Source organism: Erwinia endophytica (assembly GCF_009295515.1).
In the GTDB taxonomy this organism is placed as follows: domain Bacteria; phylum Pseudomonadota; class Gammaproteobacteria; order Enterobacterales; family Enterobacteriaceae; genus Erwinia; species Erwinia endophytica.
Genome location: NZ_RQVV01000011.1, coordinates 129,770 through 148,521 on the forward strand (window position 1 = coordinate 129,770; position 18,752 = coordinate 148,521).

Genomic DNA, 18,752 nt, shown 5'->3' on the forward strand with positions numbered 1-18,752 from the left:
TGCCCGGAAAGAGCGCAGGGCTCTACATCAACGGCAAAGGCGGCCCGGCGTTTATGTTTCTGAAGGAACGTTCAGTGCTTCGCCAGTGGCATAGAACTGACCGCCCGCGACATAATGCAGGCTGCGCAGCGATGGCGGGGCCTGCTCAAAATGCCAGTGACCGTCGCTGAATACCCGGGTGTCGGCCCATGCGCCGACGACTTCGCCAATAAACAGATCGTAAACCTGCTGATTATGCGGTTCGGCTATCAGACGACAGGCCAGCCAGGCGGAACAGCCGCTGACAAAGGGCAGATCGAAACCGGCAAAACTGAACAGTTCTACCCCGCAGTTCGCCAGTTTGTCTGGGTCGGTAAACAGGCTACGGGTCCCAACGGCATGCGTCATCTGGATCTGTGCCACCGTGGGGATCTGAATGACAAACATACCGCTACCCTCAACCAGTTCACGGGTTTTGGCAATTTTATCAATGACCACGGTCAGCTTCGCTGGGGCAAAGTCCAGACCACAGGCCCAGGCCGCCGCCATCACATCTTCCGTGCCGTTATCACGCGCAGAAACCAGAATAGTCGGGCCGTGATTAATCAAACGATAGGCTTTTTCCAGTTCAACTGGAGCAATAGTGTGCATAAATGACCTTTCAAGAAAACAGTGCAACAGATTACCGTCACGCGCGCTGTCGCCGGGCTTACTACCCAGAGCAGGCTTTATCCGCTCCAGTCAGCCCAGTGGCAACAAGCGTTCTGCCAGTGTGGCCCATAATGCGATGCCAGGCCCGATCAACTGATCGTTAAAATCATAATGCGCATTGTGCAGCGGTCTGGACGGCGTGGCGCCGTCGGCCCCCATCCAGAAGTAGGCACCAGGACAGGCCTCCAGCATGCAGGCAAAATCTTCTGAGGCCATTGATGGATTGATCCCCCAGTGTACCTGTTCTTCTGGCAGTAATGCCTGTGCACAATCCCGTACTTTTTCAGCTTCAGCGGCATCGTTACAGGTCACCGGGTAGTCGGACAGATAATTGATGTGGCCCTCAATCCCCAATGGCGCGGTGAGGGTGGTGACAAACGCGTCGATCATACTGCGAACTTTCATCCGCACTTCCTGTTGCAGACAACGTAAGGTGCCGCGTAGTACGACATGGTCAGGGATAACATTAATCGCCTCGCCGGCGTTGATTTGCGTAATACTGATCACCGCGGAGGACAGCGGCGAAAGACGACGAGCCGGAATGGTTTGCAAGGCAAGGATCAACTGCGCGGCAGCCACAATCGGGTCTGCGCCGCTTTCCGGCATCGCCGCATGGCAACTTTTGCCGTGCAGTGTGATTTCAAACGCATCCAGCGAGGCCATCATCGTGCCGCTGTTGATAGCCAGATGACCAACCGGCAGACCCGGCCAGTTGTGCAGACCGTAAATAGCCGTCATCGGGAACAACTCAAACAGGCCGTCAGCGACCATTTTTCGCGCGCCGCCAAGATTTTCTTCGGCGGGCTGAAAGACGAAATGCAGGGTGCCGCTGAAATTACGGCTGCTGCTGAGGTGCTTAGCCGCAGCCAGCAGTATCGCGGTGTGACCATCGTGACCACAGGCGTGCATCACCCCTGGCTGGGTGGAACGCCAGGGGACATCGCCCTGTTCAGTCATCGGTAATGCGTCCATATCGGCACGAAAACCGATAGCGGGGCCGGGGCCGTTTTCCAGCGTGCCAACCACGCCGGTACCGGCCAGTCCGCTATGTACCTGTAGTCCGCAGGCCCGTAGCTGTTCCGCGACCTGGCGCGAGGTTTGATGTTCCTGGTAGCCCAGTTCTGGTTGCGAGTGAAACTGCCTGCGCCACGCGGTGGCTTCTTCAATCAGCGAAACGGCAATAGCCATATCTTCCTCTCCTCTCCAGGCGGGTATTCCTGATATCTGGCTGAAATAAGGTAGCATAAAAAGGGGGACAGGTAGGGGATTGCACATCAACGGGGGCGAAAACAGAGCGGCCGGGCGGTTGCCCGGCCAGGGCAATTATTTCACCATGGGCAGGTTCAACTGGTATTTTGCCGCGCACTGCTGCGCCAGCGCGTACCCGGCATCGGCATGGCGCATCACGCCGGTCGCAGGATCGTTCCACAGCACACGGGCCAGACGTTTATCGGCCTCCACGCTGCCATCACAGACGATCACTATCCCGGCATGTTGCGAGAAACCCATGCCAACGCCACCACCGTGATGCAGACTAACCCAGGTCGCGCCGCCGGCGGTATTGAGCAGGGCATTGAGCAACGGCCAGTCGGAAACCGCATCGGAACCGTCTTTCATCGCTTCAGTCTCTCGGTTCGGTGAAGCGACAGAGCCGCAGTCCAGATGGTCACGGCCAATCACGACAGGCGCTTTCAGTTCGCCGTTGCGCACCATTTCATTGAACGCCAGACCAGCGAGATGCCGCTCACCCAGCCCCAACCAGCAGATGCGGGCAGGTAACCCCTGGAAGGCGATGCGCTCCTGCGCCATGTCCAGCCAGCGGTGCAGGTTGCGATTGTCCGGGAACAGCGCTTTCAGTTTGGCATCGGTCTTGTAGATATCTTCGGGATCTCCGGACAGCGCCACCCAGCGAAACGGGCCTTTGCCTTCGCAGAATAGCGGGCGAATATAGGCCGGTACGAATCCTGGGAAATCAAAGGCGTTTTGCACTCCTTCATCCAACGCCACCTGACGGATGTTGTTGCCGTAATCAATCGTCGGTATGCCCATATGACAGAAGTCGAGCATCGCCTGCACGTGAACGGCCATTGACGCGCGGGCGGCTTTCTCCACCGCTTTCGGTTGTGACTGGCGAGCGTCGGCCCAATGCTCCAGGCTCCAGCCAGCGGGCAAATAGCCATTAAGCGGATCATGGGCTGAGGTCTGATCGGTCACGATATCCGGTTTCATCCCCCCCGCTTTGGCGCGTTTCACCAGCTCCGGCAGGATCTCGGCGGCGTTGCCCAGCAGACCAACAGAAATAGCGCGTTTTTCCTGGTTCGCCTGCGCGATCATCGCCAGGGCTTCATCAATGGTGTAAGCCTTATGATCGAGATAGCGGGTGCGGAGACGGAAATCAATGCGTGACTCCTGGCACTCAATGGCTAACACCGATGCGCCAGCTAACACGCCAGCCAGCGGTTGCGCGCCGCCCATACCGCCAAGACCGGCAGTCAGGATCCATTTACCGCTCAGGTCGCTGTTGTAGTGCTGACGGCCCGCTTCCGCGAAAGTCTCAAACGTACCCTGTACGATGCCCTGTGCGCCGATGTAGATCCATGAACCGGCGGTCATCTGCCCGTACATCATCAATCCGGCTTTATCCAGTTGATGGAAATGATCCCAGTTGGCCCAGTGCGGCACCAGGTTAGAGTTGGCGATCAACACGCGCGGGGCATCGGCATGTGTGCGGAACACCCCGACGGGTTTGCCGGACTGTACCAGCAGCGTTTCTTCCGGTTGCAGGGCCCGCAGCGAACGCAGGATTTGTTCAAAGCACTCCCAGTTACGGGCGGCTTTACCGATACCGCCATAAACCACCAGGTCTTGTGGACGTTCAGCCACATCCGGGTCAAGGTTATTCTGGATCATGCGGTAAGCGGCTTCAATCAACCAGTTCGCACAGTTCAGGTTACTGCCGTGCGGCGCGCGGATTTCACGGGCCACAGCGTTGCTTACAGAATCACTCATCATTTAATCCTTAATGGGTCGGGAAGCTTAGAGCATGGCTTGGGAGTAGGGTGGCGACAGGGGCTGGCCAATTGTCGCTGCTTGCCCATAACCGCATCTGTTCAATATCGGGCGCCATCAGGCGATCCTTGTCGAGAAAAGCCACACGTTGACGCAGGGTCGCCAGCTCGTTTTCAATCAGTCCGGCGCTTTGCAATGGGCGATGGAACTCAATGCCTTGTGCGGCGGCCATCGCCTCAATCCCTACCACCACCGCGGTGTTAAAGCACATCGCGCCAAGGCGACGGGCCGCGTAAGTCGCCATTGACACATGATCTTCCTGGTTGGCCGAGGTGGGCAGACTGTCAACGCTGCCGGGATGGGCCAGCGACTTGTTTTCGGACGCCAGCGCGGCGGCGGTTACCTGGGCAATCATAAAGCCAGAGTTGACGCCGCCGTCATTCACCAGGAACGGCGGCAGGCCGGAGAGACCGCTATCGAGCAACAGCGCCATGCGTCGTTCTGAAATAGCGCCGATTTCAGCGATGGCCAGCGCGATAATGTCGGCGGCAAAGGCGACCGGTTCGGCATGGAAGTTACCGCCAGAGATAACGTCGCCGGTGTCGCTGAACACCAGCGGGTTGTCCGATGCGGCATTGGCTTCAATCTGTAAGATGCGCGCGGCATGCTGGAGATTATCGAGGCAGGCTCCCATCACCTGCGGCACGCAGCGAATGGAGTAAGGGTCTTGCACCCGGCCGCAGTTGGCGTGGGAGTGCAGGATCTCGCTGCCGTCCAGCAGCGCGGTGACGGCAGCCGCGACAGCAATCTGTCCCTGTTGTCCTCGCGCTTCATGAATGCGGCGGTCGAACGGTTTGATCGATCCTTTAATCGCTTCCAGAGACAGCGCGCCGGCAACCAGTCCGGCCGCGAAGACTTTTTCACCTTCGAACAGGCCGCGCAGGGCCAGTGCGGTGGAAACCTGGGTACCATTGAGCAGGGCCAGTCCTTCTTTCGGTCCGAGGACGAAAGGTTGCAGCTTCGCCAGTTTCAGTCCGTCAACGGCAGGCATCAACCGGCCAGCTACGCGAACGTCACCTTCGCCGAGCAGCATCAGTGACAAATGCGCCAGCGGCGCCAGATCACCTGACGCGCCGACGGAACCTTTTTCCGGAATACAGGGCATGACGCCCGCATTGAACAGCGCCAGCAGAGCGTCGATTATTTCAATGCGTACGCCGGAGTGGCCGCGGGCCAGACTGATGATTTTAGTGGCGAGGATAACCCGCACCACATTATCCGGCAGCAAGTCACCAATGCCCACGCTGTGTGACAGCACCAGGTTACGTTGCAGTTCGGCCAGTCGTTGTGCGGGGATGGAGGTTTGCGCCAGCTTACCGAAACCGGTATTAATGCCATAGGTGACTTTGCCTTCACTGACGATAGCGTCCACGGTTTCACGGGCTTTAAGCACCCTGGCGCGGGCGTTCTGATCCAGCGAAAGCTGGACATCGCCGTGATAAATGCGTTTCAACGTTGCCAGGCTGACCTCACCGGGAGTCAACTGGCAGGAATGCGGGGGGACTGACATGGTATACTCCTGTATAGACAAGTTCGCGTGCTGTAATCCCTTATTCCGGGATGTGGGGCCCGTGGGCCTCTTACCCCAAACAGGTCACATTCTGCAGTGAAACAGATGTGTATAGTCTTGTCTATACAATTAGCAATGCTTGTGCCAGGTCGATCACAAAACGGGATTACCGGCGCCAGGCGGTACGGCAGGTTTGTTGCAAGCTGTTTTTCCCGTCGATGGCTGTCGGGATAAAATGCGCCATCATGAAGCATTTGCCCTGCAGTTGTGCAACCGTGTCCCGGCAGATGTCTATACATTCGGCAAGGTAATCAGTACACTGACGCAATTATTTTCAGCAAGGAAACCACGATGGTCGGGCAGACTGCCATTTCACAACTCTCAGCCGCCATGAGCGACCAACCCGCGCCGATTTATCAGCGGGTGAAACAGGCGATAGTCAGTCAGATTGCCGAAGGGGTGTGGAAAGCAAATCAGCGTGTTCCTTCTGAGAGTGAGCTGGTCAATGAGCTGGGCGTCAGCCGCATGACCATTAACCGTGCGCTGCGGGAATTGACCAGCGAAGGTTACCTGATCCGTATGCAGGGCGTCGGCACCTTTGTCGCTGAGTCGAAAGGCTACACCGCCATGCTGGAAGTGCATAATATCGCCGAGGAGATTGCTCAGCGTGGTCATCGCCACCGTTGCAAGGTGATTGAATTGCGAGAGCTGAAAGCCGATCCTGGTCAGGCGTCGTTGCTGGGGCTGAATAGCGGCAGTCCGGTATTTCATTCGGTTCTCGTCCATTACGAGAACGACTTGCCGGTACAACTTGAAGATCGCCTGGTTAACCCGCAGGTGGCGCCTGATTATCTGCAGCAGGATTATCATCGCCAGACACCGTATACCTATCTGATGCGCGTGGCGCCGTTGACGGCGGGGGAACATGTGGTGGAGGCGGTACTGCCGGACCGCAGGCAATGCAACTTGCTGTCGCTGGAGTCTCACGAGCCGTGCCTGTTGATCCGTCGCCAGACCTGGAGTGAAGCGAAGATTGTGACGTATGCCCGACTGCTGTATCCCGGTTCACGCTATAAGCTGTTGGGCAAGTTTAAAGGCCACGGTTGAACGGTGGGGGAATTCAGACAGGGGCAGTCTGGTGCCGCCTGTCAGCCCGGTATTTCGCCCGTGCCGTGAGTGTAGAGAACGTCGCATCAGCAGTATTTACCTCATGCGGGCGGTGATCACCGTGACCAGCAACGCCGCGTCCGGGCTGGCCGGTTCGATAACCGAGCCGTCGCAGTCCCACCACACACCCTGGCCCGGTTTGAGCGTTATATCGCCGCTCAGCCACTCGCCCGCCAGCACGTAGACGGCTCCGGCGGTGGCGGCCTCTGGTGCCAACCTTGTATTGATCACCGTCACTCTGGCCTGATGACTGGCTCGCCGGGTCATCACATTGAAATCACGGCTGATGCCGCCCGTGAGTTGCGCGGCAATATTATCTTCACCCGCAAAGGCAAAAGGTTGCTCAGGTTGCAGAAGCTGGCGATAGCGACCAGGGGCATCCAGCGTTACGCCAGCACCTGAAAGCAAGGTTATCACCCGGTCAACGCCAGGAAAAAGTGAGAAAGGGCCATCGGCGGCAATGGTGGCAATACTGAGACGCCAACTGAATGTCTGCTCACCTGGTGGAAAGCTGATTATTTCCCGCGTTTCGCCGCCGCCATTACGCCACTGGCTGACCGGTAATGTCTGGCTGTCGTAGAAATGGATCATTTCAGCGCCTCAATCACCGTGCGCAACGCCGCGTCAATCTGCTGTTGCTGCTGATGTTGCCCCTGGCGTATTAGCTGTTTTCCGGCGACATAAACATCCTGGATCTGCCCGCGATGACCGGCGAAAAGCCAGCGATTGAGCAGTGAGTGGTCAGCGGTGCTACTCAACAGCGCGTCATCAGCCAGTACCAGCCAGTCAGCCCGATAACCGACCGCCAGGCGGCCAGTCTTCACGCCACAAGCCTGGGCGCCGCCTTCCAGCGCCTGGTGATAAAGCAGGTCGCCCACTGAAGTCTGGCTAGCGCTGACAATCCGGTTACGGCGGCGATCCCGCAGGCGTTGACTGTATTCCAGCCAGCGTAATTCTTCTACAACATCCAGTGATACATGGCTGTCAGAGCCAATACCCCAGCGGCCACCCCGGGCAATATAGTCAGTCGCCGGGAAAATGCCGTCACCCAGATTCGCTTCCGTGGTCGGGCAGAGTCCAACCACGGCCTGACTGGCGGCCAGACGGGAAATTTCACGCTGATCCAGATGGGTCGCGTGGATCAGGCACCAGCGGGCATTAATGTCAAAACGATTGAGCAGCCAGTCCACCGGGCGCTCGCCGCTCCAGGCCAGACAGTCGTTCACCTCTTTTTCCTGCTCGGCAATGTGAATATGCACTGGCAGGGAGTCCACACTGGCGGCCAGCACCTCGCGTATTTGCGTTTCGCTGACGGCACGCAACGAATGAAAGCACAATCCGCGGTTATGCAAGGGCTTGCCTGCGATCATTTCTTGTAAACGTTGCTGCTGTTGCAAGTAGCGTCGGCTGTCCTGAATAAAACGTTTTTGGCCCGCCTGTGGGGGTTGTGCGCCAAATCCGGCATAGCTGTAGAGTACCGGTAGCAAGGTCTGACCGATGCCAGCCCGTCCAGCCGCCGCAATCAACTGTGCCAGCATCGCTTCGTCCTGGTAAGGCGAGCCGTCGGTATGGTGATGTAAATAGTGGAATTCTGCTACCTGGGTATAGCCGCCTTTCAGCATTTCCACATACAAATGGCTGGCGATGGCGCCGACCTGCTCAGGCGAGAGTCGTTGTACCATACGGTACATCAGTTCACGCCATGTCCAGAAGCTGTCCTGCGGGTCTCCCGCCACTTCGGCCAGCCCGGCCATCACCCGCTGGAAGGCATGAGAATGCAGGTTAGTCATGCCAGGCAGCACCGCGCCGTTCAGGCATTGCGCATTATCCGCCGGGGCGTCAGGAGTCAGGCCGCTGATGGTCCCCGTCGCGTCAACGTCAATCAGTACATCGTGATGCCAGCCGTCCTCAAGCAGGACGCGCGGCGCAAAATAGCGAGGCATGGTGGTTGCTTCCCAGGTAATGTGGTTGTATATACATATACATACTTGCGAATCAACAGTAAAGCCGGGAGAGAAGATGAGCGAAGAATGTCGCTGTGACCACCTGTGGTATGGGGCTGATATTGTCACCATGCAGGAGGGGAAGTATAACATCATCAAAAACGGCGCTATCGCGGTTCGTCAGGATAAAATTGTCTGGCTGGGGCCATGGCAGGAAGCCGGGCAGATCACGGCGGATAAGCACACTAAATTTTCCGGCGGGATAATCACCCCAGGGCTGGTTGATTGCCACACCCATCTGGTGTTTGGCGGTGATCGCAGCCATGAGTTTGAACAACGGCTGAATGGGGTGAGCTACAGCGAAATCGCCGCGCAGGGCGGCGGGATTATTGCCACCGTCAATGCCACCCGCAGCGCCACGCTGGAGCAACTGGTCGCCAGCGCCCGGTGGCGACTGGAAAGATTGCTGGCGGAAGGGGTGACCACGGTTGAAATCAAATCCGGCTATGGTTTGGATCTGGCCAGCGAACGGCGGATGCTACAGGCGATCCGCCAGTTGGCGCAGCAGGTTCCCGCTCAGGTGCGGGCGACCTGCCTGGCCGCCCACGCCACGCCGCCAGAGTTCAAAAATGATCCGGACGGCTGGATTACGCTGATTTGTGAAACGTTGTTACCGCAGGTCGCGAAGGAGAAATTGGCGGATGCGGTGGATGCCTTCTGTGAGCATCTGGCGTTCTCTCCGGCGCAGGTCAGCAGGGTATTCGACGCGGCGCAGCGTCTTGGCCTGCCGGTTAAATTGCATGCGGAGCAGCTTTCTTCGTTGGGCGGCGGCGCGTTGGCGGCAAAATTTAAAGCACTCTCAGCGGATCATCTTGAATACGCGACGGAAAGTGATGTGGCGGCGATGGCTGAAAGTGGTACTGTCGCTGTGCTGCTACCGGGCGCGTTCTATTTGTTGCGTGAAAAACAGCGGCCTCCAGTGGCATTATTCCGCCAGTACCAGGTTCCGATGGCGCTGGCCAGCGATGCCAATCCCGGCACCTCTCCCGCGTTGTCCCTGCGTCTGATGTTGAATATGGCCTGTACGTTGTTCGGCATGACGCCGGAAGAAGCGCTGGCGGGCGTCACGCAGTATGGCGCACAGGCATTAGGTCTGGCTGAGACTCAGGGCTCACTGGCAGTCGGAAAATTTGCTGATTTTGTTCACTGGCCGTTACAACATCCGGCGGAACTGGTCTACTGGCTTGGCGGGCAATTGCCCTGCCAGGTGATATTCAGAGGAGAGGCAATACAATGAAACCATTCGAGTTTACCCAGGGAACGCTGCCGTTGTTATTGAGCATTCCGCATGCTGGTACCGCGCTGACCCCTGAAGTGGAGCAGGGACTGAGCGAACAAGCGCAGGGACTGCCGGATACGGACTGGCATATTCCGCAGCTGTATGATTTTGCCCGCGAGATGGGGGCCAGTGTACTGGTGGGCAATTATTCCCGCTTTGTCATCGACCTCAATCGTCCGCCAAATAATGAAGCCCTCTATGCCACCGCGACCACCGGGTTGTATCCGGAAACGCTGTTCGACGGCACGCCAACGTTCAAACCAGGTATGACCCCTACGGATGACCAGCGTCAGGGCTATCTTGCGACCATCTGGACGCCGTACCATGAAAAAATTCAACAGGAGCTGGCGCGAATGAAACAGCAGTTTGGCTATGCGCTGCTGTTTGATGCTCACTCTATTGCCTCGGTGATCCCCCGTCTGTTTGACGGCAAACTTCCTGATTTGAACCTGGGAACCAACGGTGGTCTGAGCTGTGACCCGTCGATTAGCGAAAAATTGACCGACCTCTGCGCCGCGCAGTCAGACTTCAGTTGGGTGATGAATGGCCGTTTCAAAGGCGGTTATATTACCCGTGCTTACGGTAAGCCGCAGGAAGACCAGCATACAGTGCAACTGGAACTGGCGCAGATAAATTATATGGATGAAACACCGCCGTTTAGCTGGCGCGGCGACAAAGCGGCCAGATTACAACCGATATTGAAAAAGATTATCACAACGCTTCTTTTGCGCTGAGCCACATCGTCAGCCTCTCCGCTGGAGAGGCCTGCAATCAGCCTAAAGCAGCAGGGTGGCGATTTCCTGCCAGTTATTCACTCGCCGGTAACCTGTCACCAGCAGGTTATGCGGGGCGCTGTAGAGAAGGCCTTCTCCGCAAAAATGATCAAAATTGAAGGCATTATCATCAATCATGTAATCGGCGTTGATAATCCCTTTATTGCCGCAGAATACAATATTGCTGGGTTTAATCGCCGGGAAATGGGTCTTCAGCCAGTTGAATTTGGCATTGAACGAGCTCGGTACTTCCATCGCGGCGGTGGTGATAAACACCTCATATTTCTTGCTCAGATCCGCAATGACTTGCTGGCTGTCGGCGATCACCGCCAGATCACTAAAGAAATCGGGATCGCTGACCAGGGCCATGATCTGCTGCATCATCTCGGGTTCTTCGTTACGCAGATTGAACAGGTTAAGTTCGTCGTCGGTCAGCGTCAGTCCGAGGTGATGGTTGACGGTATTAACCATTTTAGGATGAAAGTCGGCGATGACTTCATCCATATCGATAGCAATTTTCTTCATTTATCACTCCATGATCGGTGGGGAAAGAGCGACATCATAACAAAAAAGCGGACTTTGCGGCTTAACGTTCAGGAAGAGGTCTGAAAGCGGCCAAACATTTTATATCGGCCGCCAGGATAGAGCAGGCGGGCGCAGGTGACCACGGTTTGCTGATGCCAGGTGCGGCGCTGGATCTGCAGGCAGGGTTCTGCTGCGGTAATCTGTAACAACTGGCGTTCTTCTTCACTGGCTTTGACCGCTTCCACCACATGTTCACCGGCACTCAGGGGAGCAACCTTGCTCAGCCAGGCGTGCGGCGTCATTTTAGTGAAGTCCTGTTGCAGATAATCAGGGGCTATCTGTGGATTAACCTGACGGTCTTCCAGCTGCACCGGGACCTGATTTTCAAAATGAATAATTTGCGAATGGAACAGCGTCGCGCCGGGCGCCAGGCCCAGAGCCCGGGCATCGCTGGCGCTGGCTCGTTCGGCGCGTAAAAACAGCACGTTGCTGGCATGGAGATGGCCGCGGCTGGCAATTTCGTCGGCGATATTATGCACTTCCAGCATGGGCGTAAAAGCTTTCATTTCCGCGACGAAGGTGCCCACCCCTTGCAGACGCAGCAGAAAACCTTCGCTGGTCAGTTCACGCAGTGCCCGGTTGATGGTCATTCTGCTGACCCCCAGCTCGGTGACCAGCTCGCTTTCTGACGGCACCCGTTGGCGAGGAAGCCACTGCCCGGAGCGGATCAGCGTAATAATGCCCTGCTTAACCTGCTGATACAGCGGGGCAGGTTCATGGTTACGCAGGGCGATGGTTTCGGTAAGCGTTTTATGGTCTGACAATGCTGCCACCTTTTGCCGGAATGGATGTATTAGCACTTCTGTTAGCGAGTCTCTATCTGTCTCTACAATAACGGTGTTTTCCTGAATTTTTGCGTTTTTTTTTCTGACCTCTTTTAGGGCGTAACGCCTTGTTATAGTGCGTGATGGTGGTGGTTTGTGGCAATGATGCGGCAACGGCTGACAAAAACGCTTTAGGTGTCAGTTTATTAATCCAGCCATCAACAGTGGCACAACAATTGCTCTGGTTGTATATACATGACATATCCTGTTAGCGCACGCGTCGCTGACGGCGGGTTATTCATTTGGTCTGCTGCCTTCAGGCAGGCGTCTTCATCCACCAGGAGTATTTGATGAAACATTCGTTATTTCGCCGGGTTTTGCTTAGTACCTTTATCAGTTCCGCACTGCTCTGTACGCTGCCTTCTCAGGCGAAAGAGTGGCAATCAATTACCATCGCCACCGAGGGCAGCTACGAACCCTGGAACCTCACGCTGCCGGGCGGCAAACTCAGCGGCTTTGAACCCGAACTGATGGCCGATCTGTGTCAGCGCATGAAAATCAGTTGCAAACTGGTGGTACAGAACTGGGATGGGATGATTGCCGGGATGCAGGCCGGCAAATATGACGTGATCATGGATGCGATTGTGATCACTCCAGAGCGGCGCAAGGTGATTGATTTCACTGTGCCTTATGCTGCGACGCCCGCCAGTTTTATTACTGCCAAAGGTGATTTGCTGCCGAAAGCCAGCGGGCCGGACGGCATCATCAAATTACATGACTCTGCGCAAGAGATTCAACCCGCTATCGCCAGCCTGCAGCAAGCACTGAAAGGTAAAACTATCGGTATTGCGTCCGGCACGGTTTATACCCCTTTTATCGATAAATACTTCAAAGATATCGCCACGATACGCGAATACAACGCTTCCGCTGATGCGATCCTTGATTTGCAGGCCGGGCGTATTGATGCGGTGTTTGATGATGTGACTTTTGCCAATTCCATCCTTAGCAAACCGGAAAATAACGATTTGCAGTTGGCCGGTCCACAGTTGGGCGGCCCGATCTGGGGGGAAGGCGAAGCGTTGGGGATCCGCAAATCCGATGGCTCATTGAAAGCGATGCTGGATAGCGCGATCAACGCTGCCCTGGCCGATGGCACAGTGAAAAAGCTGAGTGAGAAATGGTTCAAGACTAATGTCACGCCATAAGCGGGGAGCACTGAAATGGCTATTGCTGGGTTTGGTGATAATGGCTGGGGACAACTGATCTTCAGCGCCACAATGACGACGTTGTTGCTGTCTCTGGCCGCCATGGCGGTGGGCGCTGTCGTCGGCAGTGGCGTGGCCGCGCTCAGGTTGTCGCCGCGTCGGTCAGTACGCTGGGTGGGCGACGTCTACTCGGTGATTTTTCGCGGTATCCCGGAGCTGTTGATTATCTATCTGTTTTACTTCGGCGGCGCCGGTTTAGTGACCCAAATTGGCCATTTCTTGGGGGCGGATGGTTTTATCGACGTTCCGCCTTTTCTGATCGGCGCACTGGCGATTGGCTTGATCTCCGGCTCCTATCAGGCTGAAGTGTTCCGCGCCGGAAGACTGTCGCTGAACAACGGCGAGATTGAGGCTGCACAAGCGATCGGCATGCCAGCGTGGCGCATCTTGCAGCGTATTATCTTGCCCCAGGTGGCGCGTTATGCGCTGCCTGGACTGGCGAATGTCTGGCAGATGAGTCTGAAGGATTCCGCACTGATCTCCGTCACCGGTATTGTTGAACTGATGCGCGCCAGCCAGGTGGCAGCGGGGTCCACCCGGCAATATTTCACCTTCTACCTGATCGGCGGCGGTTGTTATTTGCTGCTGACGGTGCTCTCTAACAGCGCGTTTAAACGCGCTGAAAAACGCCTGGGACGTGCGCACCAAAGCCGCACCGCGGCGCACAGCTAACGGAGCAGCCGATGATTGATTTTCCTTTTCTGAGCGACACGTTCCTCAAGCTGGCCACCGCGTTACCGGTGACGCTGGGGCTGTTTTTTTCTTCATTGCTCCTCGGCGGCGTGCTGGCGATGGGGATCCTCGCGATGCGCATGAGTCGTCATCTGCTGCTGAGTGGTTTTGCCCGTGCTTATATTCTGGTGTTTCGCGGCTCGCCGCTGATGATCCAGCTGTTTCTGATTTATTACGGATTAGGGCAATTTGCCGTGGTCCGCCACAGTTTTATCTGGCCGGTATTGCGTGAGCCGTTTTTTTGCGCGGTGGTCGCGCTGGCGCTGTGTACCGCTTCTTATACCGCGGAGATTTTTCGTGGTGGATTGCTGGCCATCCCCGCGGGGCAGATTGAGGCCGGGATGGCTTGCGGCATGTCGCGTTGGTTGCTGCTACGGCGGATTATTGCGCCAGTGATGTTACGTTACGCCTTGCCGGCTTACTCCACCGAAGCGATTCTGTTGGTGAAATCCACCGCGCTGGCCAGCCTGGTCACGGTGTGGGATGTGACCGGCGTGGCCCAGCAAATTATTCAGCGAACTTACCGCACCATGGAAGTATTCGTCTGTGCTGCGCTGATTTACCTGATCCTCAATTTTATTATTGTGCAGATTTACGCCTGGATAGAACGCCGCCTGACGCCACAGTTGCGTGCGGTGGATACTGCGCCATCCCTGCCTGTTCCCCCTGTGATTGCCGGAGAGAAACATGACTAATTCCGCCCCCGTGACGCTCTCAATGCGCGAAATCTGCAAGTCGTTTGGCTCACTGGAAGTGCTGAAAGGCATTTCACTTGAAGCGTATAAAGGTGATGTGATCTCGATTCTGGGCGCCAGTGGCTCCGGTAAGAGTACCTTTTTACGTTGCATTAATTTGCTGGAAACGCCGGATTCAGGCGTGGTAAGCGTAGCGGGTGAAACTATCGCCATGAAGCGCCATGCGCAGGGACATCAGTTGGTGGCCAGTCATAAGCAGATTGAAACATTGCGCTCGCGACTGGGAATGGTGTTTCAGAGCTTTAATCTGTGGTCGCATATGACCGTTTTGCAGAATGTGATTGAAGGGCCGCTGTATGTATTGAAGCGCAATCGTAAAACCTGTATTGAACAGGCCGAACAGATCCTGAATCGGGTGGGATTGTTGAACCGTAAGGATTTCTATCCTGCTCAGCTTTCCGGCGGACAACAGCAGCGAGTCGCAATTGCGCGGGCGCTGGCGATGGAGCCGGAGGTGATGCTGTTTGATGAGCCGACGTCGGCGCTGGATCCAGAGTTAGTGGGCGAGGTGCTGAAGGTGATGCGCAGCCTGGCGGAAGAGGGACGTACCATGCTGGTGGTTACCCATGAGATGGGGTTTGCGCGTACGGTATCGAACCGCGTGGTATTTATGCATCAGGGAACAATTGACTGCCAGGGAACGCCGGAAGAGATGTTCGGCGAATGGGGTTCGCCGCGCTTCCAGCAGTTTATCTCCAGCCACCAGGCCAACTGATATGACGACGACAGAACAGGTGATGTGGGGCGACAGCCGGCTGCACTGGCAGGAGGTCGTGAAAGTCGCAAAGTCAGGCGCCCACTTGCAACTGAGCGAAGCGGCATGGCAGCGGATTGATGCTGCACGGGAGATTGTCCGCCTGATTGTGGCGGAAGGGCAGATTGCCTATGGCATTAATACCGGGCTGGGGGCGCTGTGTAACATCACCCTGGCGGAAGATCAACTCAGCCAGCTGTCGCGCAATACGCTGATGAGCCATGCCTGTGGCGTGGGGCCAAAACTGAATGAGGTCCAGGCGCGGGCGATCATCTGTGCGGCGATAGCAAATTACAGTCACGGTAAATCAGGTATTTCGCCCGTGGTGGTTCAGGGGCTACTGGCATTACTGAATCATGGTATTACGCCGCTGATCCCGGCGCAGGGCTCGGTCGGCTATCTGACCCATATGGCTCATGTTGGGCTGGCGCTCATTGGTATCGGTAATGTGAGCTATCGTGGCGAGACAGTGACCGCCGCACAAGCGCTGGCGTCGGCAGGGTTGTCGCCCTGTCCGCTGGGCGCCAAGGATGGCCTCAGTCTGGTTAACGGCACGCCATGTATGACCGGGCTCGCCTGCTTAGCCCTGGGGGAAGCCAGTCGACTGCTGGATTGGGCCGATGTGACCGGCGCCATGAGTTTTGAAGCGTTGCGCGGTCAGATAGCGGCTTTTGATGCTGAAATTCTTGCACTGAAGGAGAGTGAGAACGTGCAGGTGGTAGGGGAGAGGCTACGGCAATTGCTGACAGGCAGTGAAATTATTGCGCGGGCTAAAGGGGTACGGACCCAGGATGCACTGAGCCTGCGTTCAATCCCGCAAATTCACGGAGCATGCCGTGATCAGTTTGACCATGCCGTACGACAAATTGAAACGGAACTGAACGCGGCAACGGATAATCCGTTGGTGCTGGGGACGACGGCTAACTGGCGAGTGGTTTCCCAGGCCAATCCACATGGCCAGTCGGTGGCGATGGCGGCAGATGTGTTAGCGATAGCGCTGGCGGAAATAGGCAGTGTGGCGGAACGCCGTCTTGACCGGTTAATTAATCCGTTGGTCAGTGGGTTACCGGCGTTTTTGGTGGCTCAGCCAGGAGTGAATTCCGGCATGATGATCGCTCAGTACGTGGCGGCTTCGTTGTGCGGAGAGAATCGGCAACTGGCGCAACCCGCGGTACTGGATAATTACGTTACTTCGGGCCTGCAGGAAGATCATCTGAGTATGGGAACCAACGCGGCGCTGAAGCTGCTGAAGCTGGCGGAGAATACTTATCAGATCCTCGCGATTGAATATTTACTCGCCGCACAGGCGCTGGATTTTCTTGGCGTGGATAACGCGGGGGAAGGAACAACCTGTGCCTGGGCAATGTTGCGTGAGCAGGTGGCCGTCTGGCAGGAAGATCGCTGGTTGGCGCCGGAGATTGAGAAAGCGGCGGAGGTGATTAAGACACGGTGTTTGTTCTCATGGCGGCGGTGTGCCGGGCCAGCATCACACTGTTAATTTTTTAGCGCTCAGGTCGCGTAAGATAAATACGGCTGCGGTTGACGCCGTCCGTGGCCAAACGTCCGCTTATCCGGATATCCCTTCCATCAACATCCTATTTCCGCGCATCTGGCCGGGTCATATCGAACCGCAGATCGTCGCTGATGGCGTAATAGGCGCTCGGGCCGCCAGCCCGTAAAATTGGATGCGCTTTCGCGGTCTGGTAAATGCCGTTTTCCAGTAGGTCGTCAGCAATATGGATGACCACTGCTTCGCCCAGTACCAGCCACTGGTCGAGTTTTTCGCCATTTGCGGTCTGCAACTGGATTAATTGTGTCAGCTTGCATTCGAAATTCACCGGACTTTCCGCCACCATACTGACGTTAACCTGTGTGCCGGGCAGGGCAGTCAGCCCCGTCAGGGCAAACTCATCCACACCGTGCGGCACGGTGGCAGAACTCTCGTTCATTGCTACGGCCAGCTCGCGCGTGGCCAGGTTCCAGACAAACTCACCCGTCTCGGCAATATTCGCCACGCTGTCTTTCCATCCCTGGCTGGAAAAACCGATGATCGGTGGCTGATAATTAAAACAGTTAAAGAAACTGTACGGGGCCAGATTACGCTCGCCTTGAGCACTCTGCGAACTGATCCAGCCTATCGGCCGGGGGCCAATGATGGCATTCAGCGGGTCGTGCGGCAGCCCGTGACCGAGGCGGGGTTGATAAGAATAACTCATGTTAACTCCTTAAAATTAATCTACTTCCCCATGTCCCGTCATATTTCAAGCCACCGGTATGAGGGAGGCAGCCAGCCTGGTCGCTTAGCTGGGTAAGCACGTTGAGATGTCTGCACGTCCAGCCTGCAATGGGTATTATTTAGGGGGTAAATCACCTCCTGCCTGGGGAAAAGCAGTGGTAGCGGTTTACGATTTTTACCACAGCGGGTATCTTACGCGCCTCAGACAAGGGAATCGACCATGAAAAACACCGCCGAAAAGGGCCAACTCCATCTCCGCAACCGCCATCGCGGGCGTTATGATTTCTCCGCACTGATCGCCAGTCATCCGCCGCTGGCGGCGTTTGTGACGCTTAACCCGTATGGCGTTGAATCGGTCGATTTTGCCGATCCGGCGGCGGTCAGGATGCTGAATCAGGCGCTGTTGCATCATTTCTATCAGATTGAACACTGGGACATTCCTGATGGTTTTCTCTGCCCGCCGGTGCCTGGCCGGGCCGACTATATCCACCATTTGGCGGACCTGCTGGCAGAAGATAACCATGCCGTGGTGCCGCGCAATCTCAATGTCCTTGATATTGGTTGCGGTGCGAACTGTATTTATCCGCTGATTGGGTATCGCGAATACGGCTGGCGCTTTACCGGCAGTGAGGTCAATGAAGAAGCAATGCGCGCCGCTAACGCGATTATTGCTGCTAATCCTGGCCTTAACCGCGTTATTCGCCTGCGCCGGCAGAAAAACCCACACGCGATTTTTAACAACATCATTCACAAAAACGAACAGTATCATGCGGTTATCTGTAATCCGCCATTTCATGCCTCGGCCAGCGAGGCGTTGCAAGGCAACCAGCGTAAAGTGCGTAACCTTGGCCTGGGTAAGAACGCCTTGCTCAACTTTGGTGGTCAGCAGGATGAATTGTGGTGCGAAGGCGGTGAAAAGGCCTTTATCACCCGGATGATCGATGAAAGCGTCATCTTTGCCCGCCAGTGTCTCTGGTTCAGCTCACTGGTTTCACGCAAGGAAAACCTGGCGGAATTGTGGCGTGCGCTGGAACAGGTTGGTGCCATTGCCGTGCGCACCGTCGATATGGCCCAGGGCCAGAAGCAAAGCCGCTTCATCGCCTGGACCTTTATGGATAAACCACTGCGTGAACGGTTGATGTCCCGCGTTTAATCGGATGCGGGCAATGA

Annotated in this window: 18 protein-coding genes; 9 read left to right on the forward strand and 9 right to left on the reverse strand. The window is 56.3% G+C overall.

Annotation, left to right across the window (positions count from 1 at the left end; genetic code table 11):
- Positions 1 to 51: 51 nt before the first annotated feature.
- From EH228_RS02970 to hutH, 4 genes are all read right to left on the reverse strand, one after another.
- A complete protein-coding gene (locus tag EH228_RS02970) occupies positions 52 to 630 on the reverse strand; it encodes a flavin reductase family protein (RefSeq protein ID WP_152320204.1) in 579 nt (192 codons plus the stop codon).
- A gap of 90 nt (positions 631 to 720) precedes the next feature.
- Positions 721 to 1,878 carry a M20 aminoacylase family protein gene (locus EH228_RS02975; RefSeq protein WP_152320205.1) on the reverse strand — a complete coding sequence of 386 codons (1,158 nt, stop codon included), beginning with the start codon at positions 1,876 to 1,878 and terminating at the stop codon, positions 721 to 723.
- Positions 1,879 to 2,013: 135 nt separating this feature from the next.
- Complete coding sequence (gene hutU, locus EH228_RS02980) at positions 2,014 to 3,699, reverse strand: urocanate hydratase (protein ID WP_152320206.1); 1,686 nt, start codon at positions 3,697 to 3,699, stop codon at positions 2,014 to 2,016.
- A 10-nt stretch (positions 3,700 to 3,709) separates the two neighbouring features.
- Entirely contained in the window at positions 3,710 to 5,269 is a 1,560-nt protein-coding gene (hutH, locus tag EH228_RS02985) for a histidine ammonia-lyase (protein ID WP_152320207.1), read from the reverse strand.
- Between the two features lie 351 nt (positions 5,270 to 5,620).
- On the opposite strand from hutH, the gene hutC (EH228_RS02990) reads away from it, so the two are divergent.
- A complete protein-coding gene (hutC, locus tag EH228_RS02990) occupies positions 5,621 to 6,376 on the forward strand; it encodes a histidine utilization repressor (RefSeq protein ID WP_152320208.1) in 756 nt (251 codons plus the stop codon).
- 96 nt (positions 6,377 to 6,472) lie between these two features.
- On the opposite strand, the gene EH228_RS02995 is transcribed toward hutC (EH228_RS02990), so the two are convergent.
- Positions 6,473 to 7,027, reverse strand: coding sequence for a HutD/Ves family protein (locus tag EH228_RS02995; RefSeq protein WP_152320209.1), 555 nt, complete (start codon positions 7,025 to 7,027; stop codon positions 6,473 to 6,475).
- Positions 7,024 to 8,379 carry a formimidoylglutamate deiminase gene (locus EH228_RS03000; RefSeq protein ID WP_152320210.1) on the reverse strand — a complete coding sequence of 452 codons (1,356 nt, stop codon included), beginning with the start codon at positions 8,377 to 8,379 and terminating at the stop codon, positions 7,024 to 7,026. The genes EH228_RS02995 and EH228_RS03000 overlap by 4 nt, the downstream gene beginning before the upstream one ends.
- Positions 8,380 to 8,455: 76 nt before the next feature.
- Between EH228_RS03000 and hutI the strand changes: the two genes are divergently transcribed.
- Together hutI and hutG are read left to right on the forward strand one after the other, a co-directional pair.
- Positions 8,456 to 9,676 (forward strand): imidazolonepropionase, encoded by a 1,221-nt coding sequence (hutI, locus tag EH228_RS03005; protein ID WP_152320211.1) that lies wholly within the window; start codon positions 8,456 to 8,458, stop codon positions 9,674 to 9,676.
- Positions 9,673 to 10,452, forward strand: a complete 780-nt coding sequence (hutG, locus tag EH228_RS03010; RefSeq protein ID WP_152320212.1) for an N-formylglutamate deformylase — start codon at positions 9,673 to 9,675, stop codon at positions 10,450 to 10,452. Before hutI ends, hutG begins: the two co-directional genes overlap by 4 nt.
- Before the next feature lie 42 nt (positions 10,453 to 10,494).
- Here the strand turns inward: hutG and EH228_RS03015 are convergent, their stop codons facing one another.
- Positions 10,495 to 11,016: a 5' nucleotidase, NT5C type gene (locus EH228_RS03015; RefSeq protein ID WP_152320213.1), complete on the reverse strand. Its 522-nt coding sequence runs from the start codon at positions 11,014 to 11,016 to the stop codon at positions 10,495 to 10,497.
- Between the two features lie 68 nt (positions 11,017 to 11,084).
- On the reverse strand, positions 11,085 to 11,840 hold the full coding sequence (gene hutC / locus EH228_RS03020; RefSeq protein WP_152320214.1) for a histidine utilization repressor: 756 nt from the start codon (positions 11,838 to 11,840) through the stop codon (positions 11,085 to 11,087).
- A 350-nt stretch (positions 11,841 to 12,190) separates the two neighbouring features.
- Here hutC (EH228_RS03020) and EH228_RS03025 point away from each other — a divergent pair, with 350 nt between their 5' ends.
- From EH228_RS03025 to EH228_RS03045, 5 genes are read left to right on the forward strand one after another with little or no spacing between them, the layout of a single operon-like run.
- The gene (locus EH228_RS03025; RefSeq protein WP_152320215.1) at positions 12,191 to 13,045 is read left to right on the forward strand and encodes a transporter substrate-binding domain-containing protein; all 855 of its coding nucleotides are present in this window, start codon (positions 12,191 to 12,193) and stop codon (positions 13,043 to 13,045) included.
- 15 nt (positions 13,046 to 13,060) lie between these two features.
- On the forward strand, positions 13,061 to 13,777 hold the full coding sequence (locus EH228_RS03030) for an ABC transporter permease (RefSeq protein WP_152320216.1): 717 nt from the start codon (positions 13,061 to 13,063) through the stop codon (positions 13,775 to 13,777).
- Between the two features lie 11 nt (positions 13,778 to 13,788).
- A complete protein-coding gene (locus EH228_RS03035; protein WP_152320217.1) occupies positions 13,789 to 14,532 on the forward strand; it encodes an ABC transporter permease in 744 nt (247 codons plus the stop codon).
- The gene (locus EH228_RS03040) at positions 14,525 to 15,307 is read left to right on the forward strand and encodes an ABC transporter ATP-binding protein (protein WP_152320218.1); all 783 of its coding nucleotides are present in this window, start codon (positions 14,525 to 14,527) and stop codon (positions 15,305 to 15,307) included. Before EH228_RS03035 ends, EH228_RS03040 begins: the two co-directional genes overlap by 8 nt.
- Before the next feature lies 1 nt (position 15,308).
- Positions 15,309 to 16,844 carry an HAL/PAL/TAL family ammonia-lyase gene (locus tag EH228_RS03045; RefSeq protein ID WP_152320219.1) on the forward strand — a complete coding sequence of 512 codons (1,536 nt, stop codon included), beginning with the start codon at positions 15,309 to 15,311 and terminating at the stop codon, positions 16,842 to 16,844.
- Between the two features lie 97 nt (positions 16,845 to 16,941).
- Here EH228_RS03045 and EH228_RS03050 read toward each other — a convergent pair whose 3' ends face one another.
- Positions 16,942 to 17,562, reverse strand: coding sequence for a flavin reductase family protein (locus EH228_RS03050; RefSeq protein WP_152320220.1), 621 nt, complete (start codon positions 17,560 to 17,562; stop codon positions 16,942 to 16,944).
- Positions 17,563 to 17,802: 240 nt separating this feature from the next.
- Between EH228_RS03050 and rlmF the strand changes: the two genes are divergently transcribed.
- Entirely contained in the window at positions 17,803 to 18,735 is a 933-nt protein-coding gene (rlmF, locus tag EH228_RS03055) for a 23S rRNA (adenine(1618)-N(6))-methyltransferase RlmF (protein ID WP_152320221.1), read from the forward strand.
- Positions 18,736 to 18,752 lie beyond the last annotated feature (17 nt).

Coding starts and splice junctions, on each gene's coding strand:
- EH228_RS02970 (WP_152320204.1), bottom strand. CDS start 630: ATGCACACTATTGCTCCAGTTGAACTGGAAAAAGCCTATCGTTTGATT.
- EH228_RS02975 (WP_152320205.1), bottom strand. CDS start 1,878: ATGGCTATTGCCGTTTCGCTGATTGAAGAAGCCACCGCGTGGCGCAGG.
- hutU (WP_152320206.1), bottom strand. CDS start 3,699: ATGAGTGATTCTGTAAGCAACGCTGTGGCCCGTGAAATCCGCGCGCCG.
- hutH (WP_152320207.1), bottom strand. CDS start 5,269: ATGTCAGTCCCCCCGCATTCCTGCCAGTTGACTCCCGGTGAGGTCAGC.
- hutC (WP_152320208.1), top strand. CDS start 5,621: ATGGTCGGGCAGACTGCCATTTCACAACTCTCAGCCGCCATGAGCGAC.
- EH228_RS02995 (WP_152320209.1), bottom strand. CDS start 7,027: ATGATCCATTTCTACGACAGCCAGACATTACCGGTCAGCCAGTGGCGT.
- EH228_RS03000 (WP_152320210.1), bottom strand. CDS start 8,379: ATGCCTCGCTATTTTGCGCCGCGCGTCCTGCTTGAGGACGGCTGGCAT.
- hutI (WP_152320211.1), top strand. CDS start 8,456: ATGAGCGAAGAATGTCGCTGTGACCACCTGTGGTATGGGGCTGATATT.
- hutG (WP_152320212.1), top strand. CDS start 9,673: ATGAAACCATTCGAGTTTACCCAGGGAACGCTGCCGTTGTTATTGAGC.
- EH228_RS03015 (WP_152320213.1), bottom strand. CDS start 11,016: ATGAAGAAAATTGCTATCGATATGGATGAAGTCATCGCCGACTTTCAT.
- EH228_RS03025 (WP_152320215.1), top strand. CDS start 12,191: ATGAAACATTCGTTATTTCGCCGGGTTTTGCTTAGTACCTTTATCAGT.
- EH228_RS03030 (WP_152320216.1), top strand. CDS start 13,061: ATGGCTATTGCTGGGTTTGGTGATAATGGCTGGGGACAACTGATCTTC.
- EH228_RS03035 (WP_152320217.1), top strand. CDS start 13,789: ATGATTGATTTTCCTTTTCTGAGCGACACGTTCCTCAAGCTGGCCACC.
- EH228_RS03040 (WP_152320218.1), top strand. CDS start 14,525: ATGACTAATTCCGCCCCCGTGACGCTCTCAATGCGCGAAATCTGCAAG.
- EH228_RS03045 (WP_152320219.1), top strand. CDS start 15,309: ATGACGACGACAGAACAGGTGATGTGGGGCGACAGCCGGCTGCACTGG.
- EH228_RS03050 (WP_152320220.1), bottom strand. CDS start 17,562: ATGAGTTATTCTTATCAACCCCGCCTCGGTCACGGGCTGCCGCACGAC.
- rlmF (WP_152320221.1), top strand. CDS start 17,803: ATGAAAAACACCGCCGAAAAGGGCCAACTCCATCTCCGCAACCGCCAT.